Source organism: Microbulbifer maximicatervae (SeqCode) (genome assembly GCF_056231245.1).
This window is the reverse complement of sequence record NZ_CP174334.1, coordinates 3,838,333-3,863,454: the sequence shown is the minus strand read 5'-3', so window position 1 is coordinate 3,863,454 and position 25,122 is coordinate 3,838,333. Positions and strand designations below refer to the sequence as shown.

The following is a 25,122-nucleotide window of genomic DNA, read 5'->3' as shown; positions in this document are numbered from 1 at the left end:
ACTTCAATGGCCCTGGTTTATATGAAATCAAGGCTGCCTGTGGAAGGTGAGGTTTTATGTCTATAGCTGAAGAGTGCAAAATATGAAGATTTTGATTGCTACGGATACTTATCCGGAGCAACTAAATGGTGTTTCCAGAGTGCTGGAAAAAACTGAGAAAGAACTCACAGCGCGGGGACACCAAGTAAAAATTGTTTCTGCTAATGATTTTACTAATTTCCCCTGGCCAGGCTATAAAGAAGTGAAAATTGCAGTATTTCCCGGTGGGAAAGCTGCCCGAATTATTGAGGATTTTTCACCGGACGCTATTCATATCATGAGTGAAGGTCCAGTGGGGTGGGCTGTTCGTGGCTACTGCAAGCGGAATAATTTGCGTTTTACGACATCTTGGCTATCCCGTCTCTCTGAATATGTATCGATTCGCTATAAAGTTCCACTGAAGTGGTTACACGGTCTCCTGCGTCGCTTTCATAATTCCGGAGCGCAAACAATGGTGACTACAGATGGTATGGCAGCGGAAGCTCGAGCCTTGGGAATTGCCCGTGTCACCCGCTGGCGTAGAGGCGTAGAGTTAGAAAAATTCCATCCGGTTGAGACAAAACTTTTTGAGGGCCTAACTCGACCTATCATGCTCAATGTAGGGCGTGTTGCAGTGGAAAAATCACTGGATAAGTTTTTATCGCTTGAGCTACCGGGAACAAAAGTTATCGTAGGGGATGGTCCTCAGCTCAATGAATTAAAGAGGAAGTTTCCACAGGCGGTATATCTGGGAATTAAAGAGGGTAAGGACTTAACTGAATGTTACAGCGCTGCGGATGTTTTTGTATTTCCTTCGGTAACTGATACTTTTGGTCTGGTTAATCTTGAGTCTTTAGCCTGTGGTTTGCCCGTTGCCGCCTACCCTGTGACAGGTCCGAAAGATATCATTGGTGATGCCCCCGTTGGAGCGTTGGATAGCAATCTGCAAGTGGCCATAGAAAAGGCACTATTATTGGACCGATCGGACTGTGTTACTCATGCCAGGACCTATTCCTGGGATGTGGCCACTGAGGATTTTATTTCAAGCCTGGTTCCGGTAAGTGCAGTAGAGGCTTTGCCTGTTGATGGCTAGATAAAAGCGTTGCTCGTAAAGTTCGCAAGGCTTACTTACGAGCTGACTTGAGCAACTCAACCCAGCAGTACTTGTTAACAAATGCATAGTGTCCCAGCTGGTGCCAGCTTTGAGTTGAGCTATTTGGCATTATACTTGAGAGGTATTCTGGCATTTTAATATCAATTATATCGTCGGCATCACCATAAAATATTTTGGTGGAAGTAGTGATTTCACGAGGATCAAACCCCCAATCCCAAAGCGCCATTATCATTTCAAAAAAACCCTCCCCATGCTGCGTTGCTCCAGCAGAGAATGATTCTTCAAACATTTTCTTAAGAGCCGGGTCTCGAATAAACAGTACGGCATCAGAGGCGTCTTTCTTTGCAAAGAGCTGAATATAATCTTGTATATTGCTATTGGCTTGGTATGCACTTAATCGGCACAGACAACGAGTAAGAAATTGCCAACGATGGATCTTTGCGATAAGTCTGATATCCGGGTTTTTTAGCAGGTCAGTCATTCCTGGGTAGTCCAGTGGCGCAACAGGGGCTGCAAGGGCAATTTTAGAGACTCTGTGGGGAAGTTTGTTAGCGATAGAAAGTGCATGAGGGGCACCACCTGAATGGCCGACTACCGAAAATGTCTCGATATTTAGACGATTAACCAGTTCTTCAATATCCGCCCCCCAATCAACCATTCGCCGGCCTCTATGGGGAGATGATCCCCCCACACCAGGTTGATCCACAGAGATGATTCTTACGCCAAGAGATGCGGTAAGGTCCTTATCAGGATTGCGAATTAGTCGCGAATCTGAGAAACCATGATTGAAAAGCACAGGCCAGCCATTTGGATCACCATAGTCATCATAAGTAAGGATACGGCCGTCACTTATCTGCAAGGCAGGCATTCTGGGCGCTTCTTTAGGTTAGGTATGATCGGAGTATAGTGAGACTTTGTTTTGTGATGGGTGAGGCCAATGTTGTAACTTGTATCTGACCCAAAGGGGGAGTACCAGTTGATTAGGCGAGAAGGAGAATCACATTGAAAATAAAGACCACGCTGATCAACATCTGCTGTTTAACGTTACTGTTGGTTGTGGGTCTCCCTGTAGCACAGGAGACGGCATCTGGTGATCACGTCAAGGTGCGTTGGCTGGCACCTGATACATTTCGCCAAGGAATGAGAGAGACGGTTGGATTCTACTTTGAGGTAGATCCTGGATGGCATGTGTATTGGCGTAATGCTGGAGATTCAGGGGCGGCTCCACGGTTTGATATGGAGGCTCTGGGCGCTTTATTAGGGCCGATCGAATGGCCATTCCCAACGCGCCTCCGGGTAGAGCATCTTACTAACCTGGGGTACTCCGGGAATGTTGCCTACCTGTTCCAGCTCCTCCCAGATAAGCGCACGCAAGAGATCATCCTGCATGCGGACCTGGAGTGGTTGGTTTGTAAAGTGGATTGCATACCGGGCTTTGCCACTATGAGCCTTGTACGGCCGGTTGCAGAGCAGGCGGCTTGGTCAGCTACAGATCTGGCGTTAAGGAATTACTTTGCCAACAGGCTTCCAGGGGGAGAAGGTGAGAGCCCGTGGCAACCAGTATCCATTTCAGCGCGAGGTAATGAGCATATTACTTTGCAGCTCAGCGGGAATCGTAGCGATGAAATACCTAGTATTTTCCCCGTAAATGGTGACTTGTACTCTGCGTCTGAGCCAGAAGTTCAGCGCGAAGATGAAACTCTCCTCTACAAGTTCAAGCGCTTGCCAGGCTCTGAGATTAGTGAAAGCAGCGATTTTGTGATTGCAGACTCGAGCCGGGCCTGGAAAGTCTCTGCCCCCCTCTTATCCCAAGAGGGAATTGAGACGAGTGCAACCTCTATATGGCTTTTACTTCTGTCAGCATTTATTGCCGGTATCCTATTGAATCTGATGCCCTGTGTTTTCCCGGTGCTGTCCATAAAGCTATTTGGAATGATTAACGGTGGTAATCGCCCAGCCGAGCGTTTGCGTGAATCTTTCCTATATAGCGCCGGCATTATGGTGACTTTTCTTGCTTTGGGGCTTGCTTTATTGGCGCTACGCTGGGGAGGGTTGGCCGTTGGCTGGGGTTTTCAACTTCAGTCACCGGTTGTGGTAATTGGGTTAATTATGCTCTTCTGGCTGATGGCCCTATCCTTTAGCGGCTTTTTTGAGTTTGGGCACCGATTAATGGGGTTTGCTAGCTCCAGTAGCCGTGGCTCCTTTACCACCGGTGTTTTAGCTGTCTTTGTTGCCGCCCCCTGTACCGGTCCATTTATGGGAGCAGCTCTGGGAGCAGCGGTGGTGATTCCTCCACTTCAGGCTCTACTCATCTTCTTATGCCTCGGTTTAGGGCTCGCTGCGCCATTTATTTTGATGTGTGCAAGTCCTGTAATACTGAGGCATCTGCCAGCTCCAGGTCCATGGATGGAGAAGTTGCGTCAGTTTCTGGCATTTCCGCTTTACGCAACGGTGATATGGCTACTATGGATTTTAGGGCGCCTAGCTGGGGACTCTGGTTGGTTGGCCGGTTCAAGCCTGTTGCTCGTTGTTACTCTTGCAATCTGGCTAGTAAAAAATTTTTCCAAAAGGGGGGGAGCAGCGGGTCTGATTTGTGTCGCTGCTATTTTGCTAATATCTCTACCGGCAATCCGTATGGAGGGTGGTGAGCAACCTGCAGAAATGGCGTATGACTGGCATCGTTATGACAAGGCACTTTTGACGGAAGCCTTGGATAATGGGCGCCCTGTATTTATTGACTATACCGCAGCCTGGTGTATTACCTGCCAGGTAAATAAAAAGCTGGTGCTTGATACCCCAAGTGTACAAGCATTATTTAAAAAGAATAACGTGCTTCTTATTCGGGCCGACTGGACGCGTTATAACCCTGAAATTACCCAAGCTTTGCAGGATTTAGGGAGGAACTCTGTACCTGTATATGCATGGTATCCTGCAGGAGAGAAAAAACCAGAGTTACTTCCACCACTGCTGCAAGAGTCTTTAATTGCAGCACTGTTTAGTAAGCACTTAACTGTTAATAGTGAGGATGGTTAATTATGAAATTATTTTTCAACGTGAATAATTCGATACTTAGAGGAGTTTTGCTTTTATTCCTGATGTTGCCGAGCGTCGTGTTGGCAGCAGCCGTTCCTGGACAAAAAGCGCCAGAATTCTCAGTAGTGGATGCTGCGGGAAAAACTCACAATCTCTCCGATTACACAGGCCAATGGTTGGTTATTGAATGGTTTAATAAAGATTGCCCCTATGTCAGGAAACACTATGGCAGTGGTAATATGCAGTCCCTTCAAAAAAGGTATACAGCACAGAAAGTAAATTGGCTCACGGTTATTTCTTCAGCTAAAGGAAAGCAGGGCTATTTGGAGCCAGAGCAGGCTATGGCAGTTGCACAGAGTCATAATCTCGGCGCAAGCGTACCCTTCTTGCTGGATACCTCTGGAGTTATGGGGCGTGCTTATGGGGCTAAAACTACTCCGCATATGTTTATCATTAATCCTCAGGGGGAAGTCGTATATGCTGGAGCCATTGATGATAATGACTCAGCCAATCCTGCGGTTATAGGCAGTTCACACAATTATGTTTCTGCTGCACTGGATGCTTCACTGAAGGGACTGGCTGTGCCCAAGTCCTCGTCGCGGGCTTATGGGTGTAGTGTGAAGTACTAAAGGAGTTTATTTGGGGTGGAAAAAGCTCGTTATAGCTACCTGGTTCAGGCGTTGATATTTATCACCTTGGCGGTACTAATGGTTACTGCCGTGGGTTATTTCCACCAAAGAGATATCCCTGAGAACCAGGCCCCTCAGTTAGAGGGGCAATCGCTGCAGGGAAATCTTATTGACCTAAAGCAAATGTACCCCAAAGGGCCAGTATTAATTTACTTTTGGGCAACCTGGTGCCCCTATTGCCGGATAGTTTCCCCCGCTGTGACTGACCTGTCTCGGGATTACCAGGTTGTTGGTGTTGCGATGCAGTCTGGTACAGAAGAAGTGGTTACCGAATATATGCGGAATCACGAACTTGCTTTTCCTTCTCTAAATGATCCACATGGCGTTTTAAGCGCCCAATGGGGCGTGAAAGTGACGCCAACCTTGCTGATTGTCGACACTGGCGGGCGTGTTGCCTGGGTCACCACTGGCGCCACATCCAAGTTGGGTTTGCAGCTGCGCTTAAAGATGACAAAGTAGTCTGTCACTATTAAGGTCACTGCGTCGTATTTAAGCTTATATCAAACTCTCTTTCCCTGAGCCTGGGATGGTTGGCGTTAAAATTTCCTAATTGCCGGGGAGGGCTGCCCTTATAGATATGCTTCTATAATTCCTTAAAGGTCTGTCTCTTGCGCTGGAGAGTGGCGTGTCGGTTATTGATTCTTTTGACTATCAAGATCTGGATGCGCAAAGGGTCGGCCGTTTCGATTTTGGTATCAATACAACCTTTATTGTATATCGGTTGGGTGACACTATTATCGATGCCGGCCCCAGTAACCAGTGGAAATACGTCAAGTGGTTTGTAAAAAATAAACCTTTTCGGCAATTGGTCCTCACCCATCACCACGAAGATCATAGTGGTAACGCCGGTGCAATTTATAAGCTTACCGGTATTCAACCAAGAGCCCCTAAGGCGACAGTAGAGATACTAAAGAGAGGCTTTCGGATACCTCCAATACAGATGCTGATTTGGGGAAGGGCCGGGCGCGCAGAAGCTGCTCCACTACCGGAAGATTTAAGGTTCTCCGGCGAAAAAGTAGTGGTTATCCCCGCACCTGGGCATGCTAAAGATATGACCTGTTATCTGGTTCAGGATCGAGGGTGGATATTCACTGCTGATTTGTATGTAGCTAGTAAGTTAAAGCTGTTGCGTAAAGATGAAAGTATTCCAATTTTAATGCACAGTATCAAAAAAGTGCTCACTTATGATTTTGATATTATATTTTGCCCTCATAGAGGGATTGTGGAAAAAGGGAAAGTTCGCTTGCAAGCCAAGTATGATTATTTATTAAATCTTGCAACTGAAGCACGGGATTTGGACCGGCAAGGTTTGCCTCTTGGTGAGATTACCCACCGGCTATTGGGAAGAGAAAACATGATGAGTGTCGTGTCTGGTTTTAATTTCAGTAAGAGGAACTTGATTGCCTCCTGCATGCGCTTTGACCCTACAGAAGTATCTGATTATTGATTTCTCACTAAAAAAAAGAAAAATAGTAAATTGCTTCCGTATGCAATTTGCATTGAGCGCCGAATTTAAACAGAAAGTACAAATTGGTACTTCTAAATAAGTTGTCGGTATTCTTGGTCTCTTTTTATTTGCAGTCAGTCTTTCGATTCGCTCATGTTAGTATTCGCAACATGTATTAAGGGATATCAAGTGAGTTTGAAGATGAAGAAGATTGGCCTTTTGGGTGGAATGAGTTGGGAGAGTACGGCAATTTATTATCGCCTGATTAATGAAGGAATTGCTCAAAGGTTAGGAGGGCTGCACTCGGCCGAAATTCTACTTTATAGCGTCGATTTTGAAAAAATTGCACGGTTACAAATGGAGGGTGATTGGGCTCAGGCAGGTAAGCTATTGGTTGAGGCGGCAATATGCCTGGAAAAAGCCGGTGCTGAGGGAATTTTATTGTGCACTAATACTATGCATAAAGTAGCTGGAGATATTATCGAGACTCTTGATGTACCTTTTTTACATATTGGTGATGCTGCAGCTGAAGCACTTAAGAACAGAGGGATAAAGACCGTCGGCTTGTTGGCGACAGCTTTTACTATGGAGCAAGATTTCTATCGTGGCTATATGCAGGAAAAGTATGGGATTGAGGTTTTGATTCCGGAGCCTAGCGATAGAGAGATAGTCCACAGGGTTATTTACGAAGAGCTCTGTAAGGGGAGAGTCCTTAACAGTTCAAAAATGGAATTTATTCGTATTGTGGATTTGCTATCCAATCGAGGTGCCGAAGGTGTGATCCTAGGGTGTACAGAGATTTGCATGTTGCTTTCGCAAGAGGATACCTCTACTCACCTGATGAACTCCACAGAGATTCACGCTCAAGCCGCAATAAAGTTCGCACTTGATTGTTGAATAGTGTTGCTAGGTTTACTTAGAGATATCTTTGTCAACCAAAAGTTAGACTGATGCTCCACTGTGACATCCATTAAAGCCACTCTACTAGCTTCGAAGCGTATCAGTGGGTGGTTTTTTTATAACACAAATCTACTCTTGTTAGGTTTGCTTGTCCCATATTCGTTAGTTTTTTAGTATTAACCTCTTTTGTTAAGTGGGTTTTCTGTGGATGTTTGTCTGTGAGTTAGAGCTAACAAGATAAAATATCTTCACAGTATTTGTTTGTGGAAATGATATTTATCATGTTTATTACGGTAGGCTAAGGTTATTTTTTTACCTCAAATCATCAAATAAGTTTCATTTGTCCTCTGTAGAAGTTATTATTTGGGATATACCCTGCTTGTGTATGTGCGCTCTATTTTGCTCCCTCTTGTAATTAAATTTAATTTAATCATCTAATTATATTTATTTTATTTTTGGCAGTTTTGTCAGTATTTACATTTTTAGTCGTTCTTAATTTTTAAATTTCCTTTTTTGCTCTTGCAAATTGTAGTTTTTCTGGCATTTTCTCTGGTTGTCACACTTCTTGCAGTGAATGTATTGGTGGTAACCTCCCTCTGCATAAGCGAGCTTTCAAGTGCGTAAAAAATTTTTATTGATCTCCTGGAGCACTACCTTAATTAGCCAATTTATTTTTGCTGTAACGCACAAATTGGTTTAAATGAAAGCTGGTTGATTTGGCTCGGAAGAAAATAAGAGATAACTAAAACAGGGTATTTCTCCTATGAATGAAAAAAAGAAGCGCTGGCTTACGGCCTGTGGCGCTCCCTCTCTGCTGGCAGCTTCGATTGCTGCATTAAGCAGTCCCACTTTTGCTGAAGATGCACTCCTTGAGGAAGTGATAACAATCGGTACCCGTGTTGAAGGGCGTTCCGCTACAGATTCCTCCGCTCCCATCGATATCGTGACCGGAGAAGAATTTGTAAACCAGGGTGATGGAGATCTCAGTAACCTGCTTAGAAACGTTGTTCCATCCTACAACGTTAATGCAAAGCCAATTTCTGATGCTGCCTCAATCGTTCGCCCTGCAAACCTGCGTGGACTGCCACCCGATAGCACACTGGTTCTGGTAAATGGTAAGCGTCGCCATCGCGCTGCCGTCATTTCCTTCCTCGGAAGTGGTGTTTCAGATGGTGCCCAGGGGCCAGATATCTCTGCAATTCCGGCGATTGCTCTGAAACAGGTTGAGGTCCTGCGTGACGGTGCCGCAGCCCAATATGGCTCCGATGCGATTGCCGGCGTTATCAACTTTCAGTTAAAGGATGCAGCTGAGGGCGGCACGGTTGAAGCCAAGTATGCTACTACCGCTGAAGGTGATGGTGATCAGAGTACGATAGCGGCGAATTTTGGCCTGCCTCTGACAGACTCTGGTTTTGTGAATGTCAGCCTTGAGTATCGTGAGCAGGATTCTACCAGCCGCAGTGTGCAGCGGGATGATGCAGCCCAGTTGATCGCCGATGGCAATACCTATGTTGCCAATCCTGCGCAGATCTGGGGCCAGCCAGAAGTTAATGACGACACCAAGTTCTTTGTTAACAGTGCCATAGAGCTAAATGATACTGCTGAGCTGTATGCCTTTGGTAACTATGCCAGCCGCGAAACAGATGGGGGCTTTTACTTCCGGAACCCGGAAACTCGTCCCGGCGTTTATGCGCTTGATGATGAGCCCTTAATTGGTGATCTGGATGCTAGCAATGGTATCTATGATTGTATTGGCATGACCCATGAGGAAGCACAGTCTAGTGATGAGTGCTTCTCATACACCGAAATGTTCCCAGGCGGATTTACTCCGCGCTTTGGCGGTGAGCTAGAGGACTACTCAGCAGTATTTGGTGTTCGTGGTGAATTTGCAAATGGCATTGGCTACGACGTAAGTGCCAGTACCGGTCACAACGAAGTAGACTTTTTAATCTACAACACCGTCAATGCCACGCTCGGACCTGACAGCCCGACCAGATTTAGCCCTGGTGGTTATATACAGGAAGAAAACAACTTCAATATCGATTTGACTAAGAGCATTGAACTTGCCGGAATGCCTCTGTTCATGGCCACGGGCTTTGAATGGCGTGAAGAAGAGTTTGAGGTCAAACAGGGTGATACTGCCTCCTGGCAAGTTGGTGATCTGGCGGAGCAGGGTTTCCTGATTGGTTCGAATGGATTCTCTGGTTTTGGTCCTGAGGTGGTAGGCACATTTGACCGGGATAATATTGCACTTTACACCGACTTCGAACTCGAAGTCGTCGAAGCTCTTCGATTAGGTGCGGCACTGCGTTGGGAAGACTTCTCTGATTTCGGAGATACTTCCAATTTCAAATTGTCAGCCCACTATACAATCAACGATGTGATTGCCCTGCGCTCTACGCTGAGCACCGGTTTCCGTGCTCCGACACCAGGTCAGTCCAACATTACCAATGTCACTACGGCTTATACCAATGGCGCATTGGCTAACCGGGGAACTATACCGGCAACCAACCCCATTGCTGTATTGAAAGGCGGTAAGCAGCTGCAGCCAGAGGAGTCTCAGAGCTTTACTTTCGGTACAATTATTGCCGCAGGTGATTGGGATATTACCCTGGATTACTTCCTCATCGAGGTGACAGATCGAATCACTCAATCTGCTAACCAGGAACTGACCGATGAAGAGCGGGATCAGTTGGTTCAGGATGGCATCAGTGGTGCTGATTCCCTTGAATATTTCCGTTTCTACACCAATGACTTCGATACTCAAACCCAGGGTGTTGACCTGGTGGCGACTTACCCACTCGGTGATGCGACAGATTTCAACCTGGCTTTCAACTGGACGGAAACGGAAGTTACCGATTTCAGTACGGATACCATGGATGAAATGCGTATCAGGCAGCTGGAGGATGGCTTACCAGAGGTGCGCGGTAATGCATCTGTCACCCATAGTGGTGACAGCTGGCGCGGCTTAGTGCGACTCAACTACTACGGTAGCTACTGGGAGGCACATTTGGACGATTACAGCTTGCCCATTGATGCCGGTGATGAATGGACTGTGGATATTGAGGCTGCTTATGACTTCAATGATTCCATGACCTTGATTGCCGGTGCGGAAAACGTATTCAACAACTACCCGGATAAAAACCCCTGGTCCGGTGTTGCTGGAGCGGAATATCCGGAAACGGCACCTATGGGATTCAATGGAGCTCTGTACTACGTAAGAGCGCAGTATGAGTTCTAAGTAGTTCTAGTTGCTATGTAGCTGGCTAACCTGGTGTTTCTTAATACCGGGTTAGCCGACTGCAGAATTATGTGACGATTAGATCCCGCTGTAAGTAGCGGGATTTTTACATATCCCACAGTGAATTTGTGGCCATAGATAAGGTAATTCTTTCCTTATCTTGTATTTGCTTTAGGTCTTCAAACACCTCTTTCACCTCCATCGACTCAATTGCACCATACACCGCCTGATAGAGTTCTGAGAAATAGCGATCTACCTCTCGTCCCATATTATTAATTTCACGAATTGTCGGTGGATCACTCAGATTGAGGCGGCGAATAAAGTCATTGGCACTTTCTTCATGGGTGTATTGCAACCATGTCTTCATCACCTTATTTTGCGCTACATCATTGTAGTTCTGCAGGTTTTTCGCCATTCTCTGCTCATGCTCAAGCATGTGTTTTAATAGCAATTGGGTTCGGTAGTCCTCTGATTTTTCCAGTAAGGTCTCGTAAACAGCTGCCATTTCCAGGTGAAATCTCTCAGCATCCTTGATGACTTCAAATGCTTGTTTGAAAGTCTTCATAGTAAGTACCCTCTGATGACCAGGCTATTGCCTGGGCTTTAAAATATTTTTACATCAGCACTCGCTCTCTACTTTATATAGCATTTATCCAGTTAATAAGGACCTGTGGAAATATTCCGAAAAAAACCAGTACGGCGGCGAGAGTTGCGATTAAAAACTGCCCTGAAGTGGTAATTTGTAACGTTTCGCTGTTACTGCTAGTGTCAATGGCATCTCTTTGTACCATCGTAAGTAGAAGACGAAGGTAATAGAAGAGGCCCAATGCACTACCAATAACCACACCAGCGAGAAGAGCCCACATTTTTCCTTCAACACCTGCGGTAAAGACGTAAAACTTCCCAATAAACCCAATAGTTAAGGGAATTCCAGCCAGAGATAACAGCATTAGAGCAAGACAGCTCGCCAGCCATGGACTACGCCAGAGTAATCCCCGATAAAAGTCTCTGTGATAGGGATCATCTGCACTGTCGGTCACGTCACTGACATTTGTTCCATTGGTTAGTTGGGCGGCCTCCACTGAATCGGCTATCAGGCCAACGATTGCAAAGGCTCCTAGTGTAGTAATGACATAGGCGACCATATAATAAATAACCGCCTCTGTACCAAACGCGCTATTGCCGATGATAAACGCCACAATTAAGTAGCCGATATGGCCGATTGAGGAGTAGGCCAGCAGCCTTTTGATATTCTCTTGCATTAGGGCCAATAAATTTCCTATTAGCATGCTGGCTATGGCAGCGATTGTCAGTAAGTCAATAAGAATAGGGCTCTGGTAGAGATTTAAGGTATTAAAGAAGCGCAACAGGAAGGCAATTACGGCTGTTTTTCCCACTGTGGCGATCAACGCCGTCGTAGGCGTAGGTGCGCCCTGGAATACATCGGGTGTCCAGATATGAAATGGAACCAGAGATAACTTAAAAGCAACAGAAATGACCAGCAGAGTGGCGCCAGTTGCAAAAAGAGCAGAAGTCTGTGAAAGATCCTGTATACGTGTAGCGATACTGCCAAAGTCCAGTGCCCCAGACGCCGCATAAATTAATGCGATACCGAATAGCCCGAGAGCGGTAGAAAGTGCTGAAAGGATTAAGTATTTAAAGGCAGATTCCAGGGAATTTACTTGATCTTTGCTTGAGGATAAATTGCCAGTAACCGCAAATCCCAACAGTGGATAAAGTGCGAGGCTAATTAATTCTATACCGAGGAAAAAGGTGGCAAAGTGGCTGGCAAATACCAGGGTGCTTGCTCCCAAAATGGCAAGTAAAAGTAGTATATAAAACTCTTCTGGATAGCTATCCGGATTTCTATTCAGGTCACACCGAAGTTTTAAGTAGTTGTATCCCATAACGCTGACGGCTATGGCGGTAACTAATATCAGCAGACAGAAGAACAATGAGTTGTAGTCAATCGAGAGTAGGGCAGTCACTTGAATGGACCCGTTATTGCCCGATAGGGTGGCTCCAACCCAGAAACAGGCAATGATAGCGGCTACCAAAGTGATAAGAGTTGTAACCAGAGCGCCCGCATGATTTCTCCAGAAGGATACTTGGAGCAGCAAAATTACAATACCGGCACTAATCAGTAAAAGCGGTAGGATAGAAAATAGTTCTTGGGCACTCATAGAGATGTACCTGTATTAGCGCTTTTAGCAGTAGGAGAGGATAAGCTTGCTGAAGTTTCCGGCCCTGTCTTTTCTATGACGACTTCTTCATTTTCAGGGGCCTGAAATTTTTGCATTGATTTAGCAATCGTAGGCTCGGCGATATCAAAGATAGGCTGGGGGCGGAGCCCGAAGATCACGAGAAGCACCGCCAGTGAAAGAAGCGCAGAGATCTCCCTGAGGCTTAGATCACTGACAGTTTTCCCCTCTGTAGCTGGTTTCAATTTGTCATTAAACTTGCCAAAGAAGACACGCTGCATCATCAATAGTGCATAGAGTGCTGCTCCAATAAGCCCAATTGCTGCAATAACCGTTAACCAGTGATTAGCTTTAAAGCTACCAACAAGCACCAGGAATTCGGCAACAAAATTACCCAGCCCAGGCAGTCCCAGCGAGGCAATGGCAAAGAAGAGTGCAACGGCGGATAGCTTTGGCAGAAGAGGCCAGACACCGCCGAGCTGGCTCATATCCCGGGTATGGAGACGATGCTGTAGTGCGCCTACTAATGCGAAGAGTGCAGCGGTACTCAAGCCGTGGGCGATCATTTGCATCACTGCGCCCTGCAGGGCGATAGTATTCAGCGCGTAGAGCCCCAATAGAACAAATCCCATATGGCTCACACTGGAATAGGCCACAAGTCTTTTCATATCCTTCTGAGCGAATGCCAGCGATGCGCCGTAGACCACACTGATGGCTCCAATGGTCATTGCAACCGGTGCAAAAGCTTGTGAACTCTCCGGGAATAAGGGCAGTGTAAAACGCAATAAACCATAGGCTCCTGTTTTCAACAGAATCGCCGCCAGCAGAATACTGCCGGCAGTAGGGGCCTGGGTATGGGCGTCAGGTAACCAGGTATGGAAGGGCAGCGCTGGCAACTTGACGATAAAGGCAATAAAAAATCCGAGCATTAACCAATAAGCTGCTGTTGCAGACAGTTGAGCACCCAACAAATCCATATAGTTAAAGGTCAGTTGTCCGCTATTCCGATAGTGGATAAATGCCAAGGCAACGATGGCAATCAGCATTAACAAGCTGCTTGCCTGGGTGAAAATAAAGAACTTTATCGCAGCGTAGACTCTGCCCTCATAGCCCCAAACTGCAATCAACAGCAGCATGGGAATCAGCATGACTTCCCAGAAGAAAAAGAATAAAAACAGGTCGATAGCGGTAAACACACCGACAATACCGGCCAGTGTCCACAGGTAGTTAAAATAAAAGAAGCCGCGCCGGAAGGTGACATCATTCCAGGTCATTACTAACCCAAAGATTCCCATCCCCATTGTCAGTAGCAGCATAAGAAAGCTGAGTCCATCAATCGCCAGATGGAAGCTGATCCCAAACCTGGGTATCCACGATATCAAAAGGCTATCCCACCACTGACTGTCACCTGTAACAGCTGTGGACTCTGCCTGGGGGAAATAGCTGATCAAGAGCAGGGATGCGATAATCAGGGAAACCAGGCTGATTAAGCGTCCACCCTCATAGAGATGTCTCTCTGCCAGCCAGGCTAATATTCCGCCAACAAATAAAATTATAATTATTGCCAGTAATGTCATAGAGCCACCAACAGGGCTAGGAATAAAATTGATCCGGCTACAAAGGTGGCCAGGTACCAACGTATTTGGCCGTTTTGTGAAGAGCTGAGGGCGTTATTTAGATGTGCACTCAGCGAAGCGGTACCCTTGTAGATGCTGTCGATAATATCTTTGTGGTTAAGGGCGGTGATAAATTTAAAAGGTCTTACAAAGACTCGGTCATAGACCCAGTCAAAACCCCATCCCTTAAACCAAAACTGCATTAGTGGAGAGCGCTGCTCCCCAACCTTTTTCTCGAACAGGAACATTTTCCAGGCGATAAACAGGCCGATCAGAGGCATTGCAATGGCAATGGCTTCAATGACCCAGGAATGGTGTTCATCGGTTGGGGTGCCAAAGACTCCCTGGAGAGGCGGAGCGAGAATTCCACCAAATAGGGCAAGTACAGCGAGGATGCCCAAGGGAAGCATCATCACCGTGTTATTAGCGTCTTTACAGTGTGAGGAGGCGCTGCCCTCACTGCCCAGAAATGCAAGAAACAGAACCCGGAAGCTATAAACCCCTGTGACCAGCGCTCCCAATAGACCGGCAAGCCAGAGCAGGTTTACTCCTTGATGGTATTCATAGGCACTGAGCAAAATATGATCTTTGCTGTAGAAACCGGACGTAAATGGGAGCGCTGCCAGGCAGGCGCAACCGATGGTAAAGCAGATAAAGGTAAAGGGGATTTTGCGATAGAGGCCGCCCATGGCGAAGATATTCTGCTCGTGATGTACGCTGAGGATTACTGACCCCGCGGAGAGGAAGAGCAGAGCCTTGAAGAAGGCGTGGGTCATCAAATGGAAGATGGCTCCTGACCAGGCACCCACACCCAGGGCCAGGAACATATATCCAATCTGGGAGATGGTTGAATAGGCCAGGACCCGTTTGATATCACTTTGTGCGATAGCACTGAATCCGGAGATTAATAGAGTCAGAGCGCCGACAATGGCTACAGCTGTCATGGCGGTTCCAGACAGCTGATAAAGCGGGTGCATGCGGGCGATCAAGTAGACCCCGGCCGTCACCATGGTGGCAGCGTGGATAAGGGCGCTGACGGGAGTGGGGCCTGCCATCGCATCGGGAAGCCAGGTCTGGAGTGGAATCTGAGCTGACTTACCCACAGCGCCACCCAGTAACAGCAGCATAGCGATAGTGACAATTTGAGTATTGACCCCGGGATTCCCTGCTGCTGTGATGAGCTCCGGTATATTTAGTGTTGAGAACTCAAAGAACAACAGGAACAAGCCGATCGCCATGGCAGTATCGCCGACACGGGTGACGATAAATGCCTTCTGCGCGGCCGCGCCGTTTGCGGGGTCCTTATACCAAAAGCCGATGAGCAAGTAGGAACAAAGACCAACGCCTTCCCATCCCAGATAGAGAAGTACCAGGTTGTCCGCCATTACAAGAATTAACATGGCAGAGACAAATAGATTCAGGTAGGAAAAGTAGCGGCGGAAATCCGGATCTTCACGCATATATCCGGCTGAGTATAAGTGAATAAGGAAGCCCACTCCGGTAATGATCATCAGCATTACCAGGGTTAGCCAGTCCACATGAAAGGTGAAGCCGAGTTGGAGGTCAGATACTCGCATCCACTGCCAAACTGACAGCGTGACGACCGATTCCGGGTTGCCCAGAAAGGTGGAGAGTGCGAGGTTAAAAACCAGAATCGCTGCGATTCCCACACTGCCCACCCCAATCAGGCTCACTAACTTTTGTGAGGGCTCCTTTTGTGTAAAGAGTGGAATGCTGATGAGGGTCAGGAAACCAAGAAAGGGAAGCAATGGTATCCAGGCTAGTGATCCGTTCATATTAACCCCTCAATCCATTGAGCTGGTCAATATCGACCGTGTGTTTGCGATAATAGAATTGCAAGACCAGCGCCAGTGCAATGGCTACTTCGGCAGCGGCCAGGGTGACAACAAAAACAAACATCACCTGCCCATCAGCATTGCCCCAGTGTGCGCCGGCGACAACAAACATTAATGCTGCGGCGTTGGTGCAGATTTCAATACACATCAGCATAAAAATAATATTTCTTCGGATTAGTAATCCGGCTAACCCCAAGCAAAACAGAATGGAGGCCAACAGCACGCCAGCCTCCAAACCAGGTGCAGATTCGATAGGCATAGCTTCACTCCGGTTTAACTGTTCTTCTGTGTCGGGCGAGGTGAAAAGCTCCAACAAGCCCTGCCAAGAGCAGCATTGAAGCCAGTTCGACAGCGAGAACGTAATGACTAAAAAGTGCGATACCGACCTGTTTGGGCCCGATATAGTGATAGGTTTGCTCTGAAGGAATTTGCCCGCTACTAACCAGCAGAAGTAACTGGATTAACAAAATGGCTGATAGAAGGGCTGGGCCAATCCAGGTGTGGGGTTGTAACCAGGCTTGCTCCTGTGCAACTGAAGCGTCTCCCTGGTTGAGCATCATGATGACAAAAATAATCAATACCATGATGGCGCCGGCATAAATAATAACTTCCAAAGCTGCTGCCAGGGGAGCGCCAAACTGGTAGAAAATAACGGCAACCGATAAAAGTGAAGTGACAAGATAAAGTAGCGCGTGGACCGCGTTCTTGTGAAAGATAACCATGGCGGTTGAGACAATGGCAACCGCAGCGGTTAAGTAGAAAATGTAATTCACTGGGAAAACCTCTTTTTAGTTATTAGCCTTATTGAAATCAGAGATTTAGGCTTTTTACATTAATGGGCTCGGCCTCATTTTGAGCTTCGCCCTTGTCCTTTCCTGAGATGGCCTTTCCTGCAATTTGATAAAAGCTGTAGTCGTGATACTTACCGGGGCCACTGATTAGAAGATCCTCCTTTTCGTACACCATGTTTTGCCGGTCGTACTCACACATCTCAAAGTCAGGTGTTAGCTGAATGGCATAGGTTGGGCAGGCATCTTCACAAAGCCCACACATAATGCAGCGGGAAAAATTGATACGAAAATATTCGGGACGCCAGCGGCCGTCAGGATCTTCTGTTTTTTGCAGTGAAATACAATCAGGAGGGCAGGCAACGGCGCAGAGATTACAGGCAACGCAGCGCTCGTCACCGTTGGGATCTCGGGTGAGCACGATCCTGCCGCGATATCTGGGTGCCAAGTAGGGCTTTTGGTCGGGGTATTGTACGGTAACGTTCTTCCGGAACAGGTGTTTAAATACCAACCACATGCTGCGAATTTGGCTTGAAATCATTTCTTTGGCCTCGCACGCTTATTTTAATTTTCTAGGCAGTCCACAAAAGTACTGCTGCGGTAGCCAGTAGATTGATCAGGGCCAGAGGTAGCATGACCTTCCAGCCGAATTTCATTAATTGGTCATAGCGGGGGCGTGGAATCGCCGCCCTTAAAAGAATAAACACACCAACCAGAATGGCAGTCTTCAGGCAAAACCAGATAAATGGGGGCAGTAGGGGGCCGTGCCATCCACCGAGAAACAGGGTGGTGATTAGCGCTGAAATTAGAATCACTGCCAGATATTCACCTACAAAGAACATGCCGAACTTCATACCGGAGTATTCGGTATGGAATCCCGCTGTCAGTTCGTGCTCAGCTTCCGGAAGATCAAATGGAGTTCTGCGGCTCTCGGCAATACCGGCAATAAAGAAAACAATAAAACCCAGGAATTGAGGGATGATAAACCAACCACCTGCCTGGGCATTAACAATCTCGCGCAGATTGAAACTGCCTGAGAGCATAACAACGCCCATCAGGCTCAAACCCATAAATACTTCATAGGACACGGTTTGAGCGGCAGCCCTTAGCCCACCGAGCAGAGCATATTTATTATTTGATGCATATCCCCCAAGAATTACGCTATAGACCGCAATAGAACTCATAGCCAGCACAAACAGTAAACCGATATTCAGGTCGGTGACCCCAATATTGGGCGATATGGGCACTACGGCAAAGGCAATCAACATGGTTGCCATAACTACAGTGGGTGCCAGTACAAATACGGGAATATCTGCAAATTTCGGAGTGAAGTCTTCCTTAAAGAATAGCTTGATCATATCTGCAATAACTTGCAGGGTGCCAAATTTCCCTACTCGGTTAGGGCCCGGACGATCTTGCCAAAAGCCCAATAGGCGGCGCTCGCCCCAAGTTAAAATGGCTGCTAGCAGCACGGTAACTATCAATACGCCGAAAATATTGAGCAATATGATCCAGATATTTGTGCTCATAATTAGTCCTCTTGCCCGATTGTGGAGCTTTCTTCCACTGGCAACAGATTGGCGCCACCCGGTAATACGGGGGCAAGAGTTTCAAGCCCTGGAAGACCATAGGGCACACCCAGGCTGCCCGAAGGTTGGCTATCGGAGATAATCACACTGCCCCGGAATACACCGCTATTGGTGTCTAATGCCACTGTGTCTCCCTGGTTGAGGTTGGCACTTTCGGCATCACCGCGATTTAAAGTAAAGAATGGCTTATCGATCACTGTAGCGATGGCCATTGCGCGGTTACTGAGCTCTTCCGAACCAAACATTCGGTAAATCGGCAGTGTCGCTAGACTGTGGTTCTCGCTATCTGTATCGCCATCGGAGGCTGTGGGCAAGGACCACTCCGATAGTGCTTGCTCTCGCCGCTGGATATATTTACCCGAGGCACCACCACGGCGTTCGCCACCCACTTCCTGCTGAAACTTGAAAATCGATTGGTTGGAGTTCCATCCGGGAGACCAGATATTGGCTTGCAGCGGTGATCGGTTTGGATTGTGCACACCTTCCATGCTAAAGCTCATAGGAGCATCGGGGTCTTGGTGTGGGGGCTCTTCTGAGACATGTTCCTCTGCGTGAATAGCCGTGCGCCCACTGTAGCGAGCGGTCTGTCGAGCAACCTTGAGCCCGTCAATCCGGAAGTTTTCATCCGGCCCTAAATCTTTGATGACCTTGAGTGAAGCAACACTTTCTGCCAGGGAATCGGTGATATCCGGGCAGTGATTCCAATTGATAATAGTGTCGATACTCTCGGAGTGTTCTGTGCAAAAACCAGCGGCATCTACCAGCCAGCGCCAGCTCTCCTGGATATACCCAGTGCCTTCATAGACCGCATAAAATCGCTGTGCCAAACCAGTATTGTTAACAAATGTCCCTTGGGATTCGGCCGTTGCGGATACAGGAAAGATTAAGTCGGCATGTTTGGCGGTTTCATTGAGCAGGGTGTCCAGCAGAATAATATGGTCGATGCTGGCAAACAGACTGTTTAACTCTTCACTCGCGATTCTTAAGGAGAGGTCATTCTCCAGAATCACTAGGGTTTTATCGATATTGGTTTTGTCATTCTTGAGTTCAGTGATCAGATGCTCAAGGGAACCGGTTTCGGGCTCAAACAGTTGAATAACTCCCAAGCTATTAGCCTCTTCACAACACAAGTATAGAGAAGTAGGTTTGCCATTTTTTTCTGCCAGTGCACTGGCGATTTTGGCTGCGCTGTGGGTAAGGTGGATATTTTTGCTGCTGGTTCCAGAGATGATCACTGGGTTCTTGGCCGCAGTTAATATTGCTGAGATTCTTTCAGCTTCCTCCAGATTCTCTGGACTCAGTGAAGTTTTGTTGCTTTTAACCTCCAGAATATTATTGGCAATTGCCTGGCCGATTTGGGCAGCCTGTTCCGGCAGGGTATAGATCGCTTTACAGGTAATATCTGAGATCTGATTGAGTTCAGTGCCGATAAAAATAATCGGACTGGGTTCACCCTCTAATTGTCGAACGGAAGCATCCTGCCACAAGGGTATTCTTAATGATTCAGCTTGTTCTTTTTGGCGGCTCCGTGCTGCTTGGCGAACTGCCAGAGCAACCCTGGGGGCTGTGTTGTAGATATCTTCTCCGAGTATCAATACAACATCTGAATTTTCTATCTCAGGGATGGTCGGGCTGTGGATATTGGCATCGCTCTGAATTCTATCGACAAGGTGTAGTAGCTGCATATCCCGCTGGTTGAGACCAGAGAAGAAGTTATCCCGTCCTACAAACTTTAATAGGGCGAAGTTATTTTCCAGCGATGCCCTAGGTGAGCCAATGCCGATTAAGCGATGCTCATCTCTCTGTGCTGATGCGAGTTTTTCTGAAAGTGAGAACACCGCGTCCTTGGGGGAAACCTCTTTGTGCAGACGTTCATCAGTTTCTGCTGTAGAGCTGATCACATCATCTTTGCGCGCAGAAAGTACCTGGGTTATCCGGCTCTTACTGTTGACATATTCGTATCCAAAGCGCCCCCGATCACAGAGAAAATAGCCGTTGATATCGTGGTGATATAAGTTGACCACACGACGCAACATCGGGTCTTGGTTGTTGCCGGATTCCCTCGCTCCAGGCGCGGTGTTGCAACCCACGGCACAGTGTTCACAGACTGAGGCGGCTGTTTGCAAATCCCATTTTCGGACAAAGTGCTGGCTGAAAGTCTTATCGGTAAATACTCCGGTGGGGCACACTTCGACAAGGTTCCCACTAAAACCATTTTCCAGCATGCCCTCGGTATTGCGGCCAAAAAAGACTTGGTGATTGCGACCCAGTGCTTGTAAATCCTCGCCACCGGCATAGTCGTGATAGAACCTGACACACCGGTAGCAGGTAATACAGCGATTCATTTCGTGATTGATAAAGGGGCCGAGATACTGGTTTCGGTGGGTGCGCTTGGTACCCTGATAGCGGCGCATGGTATGACCGGACATTTCAGTCATATCCTGTAAGTGGCACTCGCCGCCCTCCTCACAAACCGGGCAATCGTGAGGGTGGTTGGTCATCAAGTCTTCTATCACAGAACCGCGAAAATCTTTCGCAGCTTCTGAACTGACACTGTAAATACCGCCGTCTTTTATCGGGGTCATACAGCTCATAATCAACCGGCCTCGTTGATCTTCGCTGTCCTTATGCTCGATAACCGCACATTGGCGGCAGGCGCCAACAGAACCCATGGCGGGGTGCCAGCAAAAATAGGGGACATTCAAACCCAGGGACAGGCAGGCAGTGAGCAGGTTTTGATCTCCATCAACCTGGTATTTATTACCGTCTATTGTGATGGTTGGCATTTGAAATCCATTTTCTTTTTATTAATGCTTTCAGGGGCAGGGTTGTCGCGCTAATTTATTTATAGGGGCAACAACCGCCTTCAATATGGTCGATAAAATCCTGCTCAAAGAGTTTTAACGCGCTTTGTATAGGCTCTGCAGCGCCGGGAGCCAGGGCGCAAAAGGTATTGCCGGGGCCAATACGCTCGCACTGTTCCCTGAGGAGTTCCAAGTCTTCTTTAGTCCCCTGGCCAGACTCTATTCTCTCCAGAATTTTGACGGCCCAGGGCAAGCCGTCCCGGCAGGGGGTGCACCAGCCACATGATTCCCGCGCAAAGAACTGGGTCAAGTTCAGTACCAGGCCTACGGGGCAGGTTTTATCGTCGAGCACGGTGATCGTGCCGGTCCCCATACGGCTGCCGGCCTTGCCGATAACGTCGTAATCCATGGGAAGATCGAGGTGGTCCGGGCCGAGGAAGTCGGTCGATCCTCCACCGGGAAGAATGCCCTTCAGTTGCAGGCCATCTTTCATGCCACCGGCATGTTGTTCAATAATTTCGCGAATGGGCGTCCCCATTGGGAGTTCCCAAGCCCCTGGATTATTAACCTTGCCGCTAACACCAAATATTTTGCTTCCCGCATCGTCACCCTGGCTAAGGTTTTTGTACCACTCCACGCCGTGGCTAATTAAATGGGGGAGGTTGCACAAGGTTTCTACATTGTTAACGACAGTGGGTTTGCCCCAAAGCCCGCTGACCTGTGGAAAGGGGGGCTTGGCGCGGGGAATGGCCCGCTTGCCTTCAAGGGCGTTTAGCAGTGCGGTTTCTTCACCACAGATATAGTTACCGGCGCTGCGGTGCAGGCAGATCTCCAGATTAAAGCCACTGTCGAAAATATTTTCGCCAATCATGCCCTGCTGCTTGGCTTCATCGATTGCCTGTTCGAGCCGGTTTGCAGCCAGGTGGTATTCACCACGAATAAAAATATAGGCGTGAGAGGCGCCAATGGCATAGGCGGCTATAGCCATTCCCTCAAGAAGGAGGTGAGGGTCTCGCTCCATTAGCAATCGGTCTTTGAAGGCGCCGGGTTCCATTTCATCGGCGTTACAGACGATGTACTTCTGCTTGGGCGAATCTTCACCCCTAGGTACAAAACTCCACTTCAGCCCAGTGTTAAACCCCGCTCCACCGCGTCCGCGCAGGCCTGCATCTTTTACTTCGTTGATAATATCGTCCGGTACCATGGTGATGGCTTTGCGCCAGCCCTGGTAGCCGTCGTTTTCCACATATTGCTCTATAGTGGCGGCAATATTTTCACTGGAAATATTTTTAGTCAGCGGATTTGTCAGCATGGTATTTTTTCTTCTTATCGATTAATTCATCAATACCTTTCTCATCCAAATGGCGGTGCATCTCCTCGCCGAGCATAAGGACTGGGGCTTTGTCACAATCTCCCAGGCAGGGCGTTTCCAGCAGGGTGAAAATCCCATCTTCGGAGGTCTCTCCAGGCTGGATATTTAAGCGCTCAGATATTTTTTTCTGCAAATTATCGCAACCCATAATCCAGCAGCTGGAGCTTTTACACAGGTAGATCACTTCCTTGCCTACTGGTTGGCGGAAAATCAACTGGAAGTAGGTGGCGACACTCTCAAGTTCTGCAACGGGAATATCCAGATAATTGGAAATTGCCTGGAGGCTCTCATCGGAAATCCAGCCGCGATGTTTCTGTACAATCCGCAACGCCTCGAGCCCCACTGAAGTTTTTTCGTGGTAGTGGGTGGCTTCCTGATCAATTTCCTCTTTTTCTTGTACTGTTAAGGTCGCCAGGTTGTCTGCTGAATTGCTATTGCCTTGCTCCATTACTTCAATCAATTCCGGTTCTAGTAAGCTGGACATAGTCGCCCCCGAGATAGAACTTGCGGAGGTTTCATTGAGGCGCTGCTGCCATCTGTGTGTGCGATGACTGAAACGCTGGGTGTATTTCCGTGCACTTTTCTACTCCGCTGCTGTACGGCCCTGCGCGTGCCGTAGTTTTTTATTGTTATCTGTCCACATCCGCCATGACGAAGTCGATGCTGGCAATAATGGCAATAAGGTCAGCAATCAATAGTCCGTTGGACATTAACGGAATCATTTGCAGGTGTGGGAATGAAGGGGTGCGAATTCGGGTCCTGTATGAGGTGGTCCCCCCATCACTAACGATCTGGTAGCTGTTGATTCCTTTAGTGGCCTCAATGGGATAACACACTTCGCCGGCTGGCATTACCGGTCCCCAGCTGTTATTCACAAAGTGCTGAATTAAAGTCTCGATATCCTCCATGGTGCGCCCCTTTCGCGGAGGGGTAGTCAAAGGATGGTCCGACTTATAAGGGCCTGCCGGCATATTTTCCAGGCACTGGCGGATAATCCGCAGACTCTGCCATATCTCGTCCACCCGGACCCGGCAGCGGTCGAAACAGTCCCCACCATCGTAGCTGGGAATCTCGAACTCGAACTGATCATAGCCGCTATAAGGGCGCTTTTTGCGCAGATCCCAATCCAGGCCCGTGGCACGAAGGCCTGGCCCGGTAACCCCCCACTCAAACGCCTCCGCCGTATCGTAGACACCAATGCCGCGGGTGCGGCGTTGCAGGAGTTTATTTTTAATCACCATGCCGTCGTAATCGGCTAAGCGTGCGGGCATATAGTCGAGAAATTCCCGCACCATCTTGTCCCAACCCTGGGGTAAGTCCTGCGCTACACCGCCGATACGGAACCATGCCGGGTGCATCCTGCCGCCGGTAATGGCCTCAACTATTCCAAACAGTTTTTCCCTATCAATAAACATATAGAACACGGGAGACATCTGTCCCACGTCCTGGGCAAAGGTGCCAAAAAATACCAGATGACTGGATATGCGGAAGAACTCGCACATCATCACCCGTATCATCTGTGCGCGTTCAGGGACCTTAATGCCGGCGAGTTGCTCCAGTGCCATCACATAGGGCAGGTTGTTCATGACACCGCCGAGGTAATCGATACGGTCAGTGTAGGGCACATAGGTATGCCAAGCCTGGCGCTCGGCCATCTTCTCCGCACCGCGATGGTGGTAACCGATATCTGGCACTGCATCGATAATCTGTTCACCATCCAGCTGAAGGGCTACACGGAATACCCCGTGTACACTGGGGTGATTCGGGCCCAGGTTGAGGAACATAAACTCTGAGTCTTCATTACTCCTGGCCATGCCCCAGTCTTCCGGCCGGAACAGCAGGGCGTCTTGTTCTTTGCGTTCTTTCTCTTCTGACAGACTAAATGGGTCGACTTCGGTAGCTCGGGCGTGGTGATCCTTGCGCAGTGGATGCCCCTTCCAGGTCAGCGGCATCATGATTCTCTGTAAATGGGGATGACCTGGAAAGTCGATACCGAATAGATCCCACACTTCCCGTTCATACCAATTGGCATTCTCCCAAACGGCAGTAATAGTCGGTGCGCTCAGATCACTCTCGGGAAGAGCCACCTTGATACGGATAAATAAATTGCGGGTAAATGAAAGTAGTTGATATACCAGGGTGAAATCGCTGGAAGGCTGTTTTTCGGTTCCCTCCCCACGGTTGACCCGCAGCCGTTCGTCGATAGCACTCAGGTCATACAGCATTTCAAATGGCTGGGCGATATCCCGCTTGAGAAAGAGCAAAAGAGGGATCAAGGCATGTTTCTCGATCCACAGTGTGGGCATATCATCACAGTGTGGCTGCCACCAGAACGAGTGAAGCTTGTATCCGGTGTCGAGATCCCGAATAAATGCCTCTGCTGCTTTCCTGTAGGGAGTTGCTGTGTGGACAGTTTTCGCAATTACGCCAGTCATTGGCTATTCCGTTGTTTTT

At 48.0% G+C, this 25,122-nt stretch carries 20 protein-coding genes; 7 read left to right on the top strand and 13 right to left on the bottom strand.

Translation table 11 applies throughout. The features are described from left to right. The first annotated feature begins 82 nt into the window (after window positions 1–82). A complete protein-coding gene (locus ACJJIS_RS16990) occupies window positions 83–1,111 on the top strand; it encodes a glycosyltransferase family 4 protein (protein ID WP_444914564.1) in 1,029 nt (342 codons plus the stop codon). 31 nt (window positions 1,112–1,142) lie between these two features. Here the strand turns inward: ACJJIS_RS16990 and ACJJIS_RS16985 are convergent, their stop codons facing one another. Next, a complete protein-coding gene (locus ACJJIS_RS16985; protein ID WP_475708632.1) occupies window positions 1,143–2,000 on the bottom strand; it encodes an alpha/beta hydrolase in 858 nt (285 codons plus the stop codon). A 134-nt stretch (window positions 2,001–2,134) separates the two neighbouring features. Between ACJJIS_RS16985 and ACJJIS_RS16980 the strand changes: the two genes are divergently transcribed. The 6 genes from ACJJIS_RS16980 to ACJJIS_RS16955 all read left to right on the top strand — a co-directional run bounded on the left by ACJJIS_RS16980 (window position 2,135) and on the right by ACJJIS_RS16955 (window position 10,442). Continuing rightward, window positions 2,135–4,165, top strand: a complete 2,031-nt coding sequence (locus ACJJIS_RS16980) for a protein-disulfide reductase DsbD family protein (protein WP_475708631.1) — start codon at window positions 2,135–2,137, stop codon at window positions 4,163–4,165. 2 nt (window positions 4,166–4,167) lie between these two features. Beyond that, window positions 4,168–4,794, top strand: a complete 627-nt coding sequence (locus ACJJIS_RS16975) for a thioredoxin family protein (RefSeq protein ID WP_444935056.1) — start codon at window positions 4,168–4,170, stop codon at window positions 4,792–4,794. A 15-nt stretch (window positions 4,795–4,809) separates the two neighbouring features. Beyond that, window positions 4,810–5,313, top strand: coding sequence for a protein disulfide oxidoreductase (locus ACJJIS_RS16970; protein ID WP_475708630.1), 504 nt, complete (start codon window positions 4,810–4,812; stop codon window positions 5,311–5,313). Window positions 5,314–5,479: 166 nt separating this feature from the next. Continuing rightward, window positions 5,480–6,301: an MBL fold metallo-hydrolase gene (locus ACJJIS_RS16965; protein ID WP_444935058.1), complete on the top strand. Its 822-nt coding sequence runs from the start codon at window positions 5,480–5,482 to the stop codon at window positions 6,299–6,301. A gap of 201 nt (window positions 6,302–6,502) precedes the next feature. Further along, window positions 6,503–7,198, top strand: a complete 696-nt coding sequence (locus tag ACJJIS_RS16960) for an aspartate/glutamate racemase family protein (protein ID WP_475708629.1) — start codon at window positions 6,503–6,505, stop codon at window positions 7,196–7,198. A 766-nt stretch (window positions 7,199–7,964) separates the two neighbouring features. After that, window positions 7,965–10,442, top strand: a complete 2,478-nt coding sequence (locus ACJJIS_RS16955) for a TonB-dependent receptor plug domain-containing protein (RefSeq protein ID WP_444935059.1) — start codon at window positions 7,965–7,967, stop codon at window positions 10,440–10,442. A 106-nt stretch (window positions 10,443–10,548) separates the two neighbouring features. Here ACJJIS_RS16955 and ACJJIS_RS16950 read toward each other — a convergent pair whose 3' ends face one another. The 12 genes from ACJJIS_RS16950 to nuoC all read right to left on the bottom strand — a co-directional run bounded on the left by ACJJIS_RS16950 (window position 10,549) and on the right by nuoC (window position 25,103). Continuing rightward, entirely contained in the window at window positions 10,549–11,007 is a 459-nt protein-coding gene (locus tag ACJJIS_RS16950) for a hypothetical protein (protein WP_475708628.1), read from the bottom strand. A gap of 73 nt (window positions 11,008–11,080) precedes the next feature. Continuing rightward, window positions 11,081–12,625, bottom strand: coding sequence for an NADH-quinone oxidoreductase subunit N (locus tag ACJJIS_RS16945; RefSeq protein WP_475708627.1), 1,545 nt, complete (start codon window positions 12,623–12,625; stop codon window positions 11,081–11,083). Then, window positions 12,622–14,220, bottom strand: coding sequence for an NADH-quinone oxidoreductase subunit M (gene nuoM / locus ACJJIS_RS16940; RefSeq protein WP_444906229.1), 1,599 nt, complete (start codon window positions 14,218–14,220; stop codon window positions 12,622–12,624). Before nuoM ends, ACJJIS_RS16945 begins: the two co-directional genes overlap by 4 nt. Continuing rightward, entirely contained in the window at window positions 14,217–16,055 is a 1,839-nt protein-coding gene (nuoL, locus tag ACJJIS_RS16935; protein ID WP_475708626.1) for an NADH-quinone oxidoreductase subunit L, read from the bottom strand. Before nuoL ends, nuoM begins: the two co-directional genes overlap by 4 nt. Window position 16,056: 1 nt before the next feature. Beyond that, window positions 16,057–16,374: an NADH-quinone oxidoreductase subunit NuoK gene (nuoK, locus tag ACJJIS_RS16930; RefSeq protein WP_444892930.1), complete on the bottom strand. Its 318-nt coding sequence runs from the start codon at window positions 16,372–16,374 to the stop codon at window positions 16,057–16,059. A gap of 4 nt (window positions 16,375–16,378) precedes the next feature. Continuing rightward, a complete protein-coding gene (gene nuoJ / locus ACJJIS_RS16925) occupies window positions 16,379–16,888 on the bottom strand; it encodes an NADH-quinone oxidoreductase subunit J (protein ID WP_413664586.1) in 510 nt (169 codons plus the stop codon). Window positions 16,889–16,925: 37 nt separating this feature from the next. After that, window positions 16,926–17,444 (bottom strand): NADH-quinone oxidoreductase subunit NuoI, encoded by a 519-nt coding sequence (nuoI, locus tag ACJJIS_RS16920; RefSeq protein WP_282934031.1) that lies wholly within the window; start codon window positions 17,442–17,444, stop codon window positions 16,926–16,928. A 31-nt stretch (window positions 17,445–17,475) separates the two neighbouring features. Then, complete coding sequence (gene nuoH, locus ACJJIS_RS16915; protein ID WP_475708625.1) at window positions 17,476–18,432, bottom strand: NADH-quinone oxidoreductase subunit NuoH; 957 nt, start codon at window positions 18,430–18,432, stop codon at window positions 17,476–17,478. A gap of 2 nt (window positions 18,433–18,434) precedes the next feature. Continuing rightward, entirely contained in the window at window positions 18,435–21,278 is a 2,844-nt protein-coding gene (gene nuoG, locus ACJJIS_RS16910; protein ID WP_475708624.1) for an NADH-quinone oxidoreductase subunit NuoG, read from the bottom strand. A 55-nt stretch (window positions 21,279–21,333) separates the two neighbouring features. Continuing rightward, window positions 21,334–22,608 (bottom strand): NADH-quinone oxidoreductase subunit NuoF, encoded by a 1,275-nt coding sequence (gene nuoF, locus ACJJIS_RS16905; protein ID WP_475708623.1) that lies wholly within the window; start codon window positions 22,606–22,608, stop codon window positions 21,334–21,336. Then, entirely contained in the window at window positions 22,586–23,152 is a 567-nt protein-coding gene (nuoE, locus tag ACJJIS_RS16900; protein ID WP_475708622.1) for an NADH-quinone oxidoreductase subunit NuoE, read from the bottom strand. Before nuoE ends, nuoF begins: the two co-directional genes overlap by 23 nt. A gap of 145 nt (window positions 23,153–23,297) precedes the next feature. Continuing rightward, on the bottom strand, window positions 23,298–25,103 hold the full coding sequence (gene nuoC / locus ACJJIS_RS16895) for an NADH-quinone oxidoreductase subunit C/D (protein WP_444914552.1): 1,806 nt from the start codon (window positions 25,101–25,103) through the stop codon (window positions 23,298–23,300). Window positions 25,104–25,122: the final 19 nt, after the last annotated feature.

Bases quoted from the DNA above. Each gene is read 5' to 3' on its own strand.
- ACJJIS_RS16985 (WP_475708632.1), bottom strand. From the start codon at position 2,000: ATGCCTGCCTTGCAGATAAGTGACGGCCGTATCCTTACTTATGATGAC.
- nuoH (WP_475708625.1), bottom strand. From the start codon at position 18,432: ATGAGCACAAATATCTGGATCATATTGCTCAATATTTTCGGCGTATTG.
- ACJJIS_RS16975 (WP_444935056.1), top strand. From the start codon at position 4,168: ATGAAATTATTTTTCAACGTGAATAATTCGATACTTAGAGGAGTTTTG.
- ACJJIS_RS16955 (WP_444935059.1), top strand. From the start codon at position 7,965: ATGAATGAAAAAAAGAAGCGCTGGCTTACGGCCTGTGGCGCTCCCTCT.
- nuoM (WP_444906229.1), bottom strand. From the start codon at position 14,220: ATGACATTACTGGCAATAATTATAATTTTATTTGTTGGCGGAATATTA.
- nuoI (WP_282934031.1), bottom strand. From the start codon at position 17,444: ATGATTTCAAGCCAAATTCGCAGCATGTGGTTGGTATTTAAACACCTG.
- ACJJIS_RS16990 (WP_444914564.1), top strand. From the start codon at position 83: ATGAAGATTTTGATTGCTACGGATACTTATCCGGAGCAACTAAATGGT.
- nuoK (WP_444892930.1), bottom strand. From the start codon at position 16,374: ATGCCTATCGAATCTGCACCTGGTTTGGAGGCTGGCGTGCTGTTGGCC.
- nuoG (WP_475708624.1), bottom strand. From the start codon at position 21,278: ATGCCAACCATCACAATAGACGGTAATAAATACCAGGTTGATGGAGAT.
- ACJJIS_RS16945 (WP_475708627.1), bottom strand. From the start codon at position 12,625: ATGAGTGCCCAAGAACTATTTTCTATCCTACCGCTTTTACTGATTAGT.
- ACJJIS_RS16960 (WP_475708629.1), top strand. From the start codon at position 6,503: ATGAAGAAGATTGGCCTTTTGGGTGGAATGAGTTGGGAGAGTACGGCA.
- nuoF (WP_475708623.1), bottom strand. From the start codon at position 22,608: ATGCTGACAAATCCGCTGACTAAAAATATTTCCAGTGAAAATATTGCC.
- nuoE (WP_475708622.1), bottom strand. From the start codon at position 23,152: ATGTCCAGCTTACTAGAACCGGAATTGATTGAAGTAATGGAGCAAGGC.
- nuoL (WP_475708626.1), bottom strand. From the start codon at position 16,055: ATGAACGGATCACTAGCCTGGATACCATTGCTTCCCTTTCTTGGTTTC.
- ACJJIS_RS16950 (WP_475708628.1), bottom strand. From the start codon at position 11,007: ATGAAGACTTTCAAACAAGCATTTGAAGTCATCAAGGATGCTGAGAGA.
- nuoC (WP_444914552.1), bottom strand. From the start codon at position 25,103: ATGACTGGCGTAATTGCGAAAACTGTCCACACAGCAACTCCCTACAGG.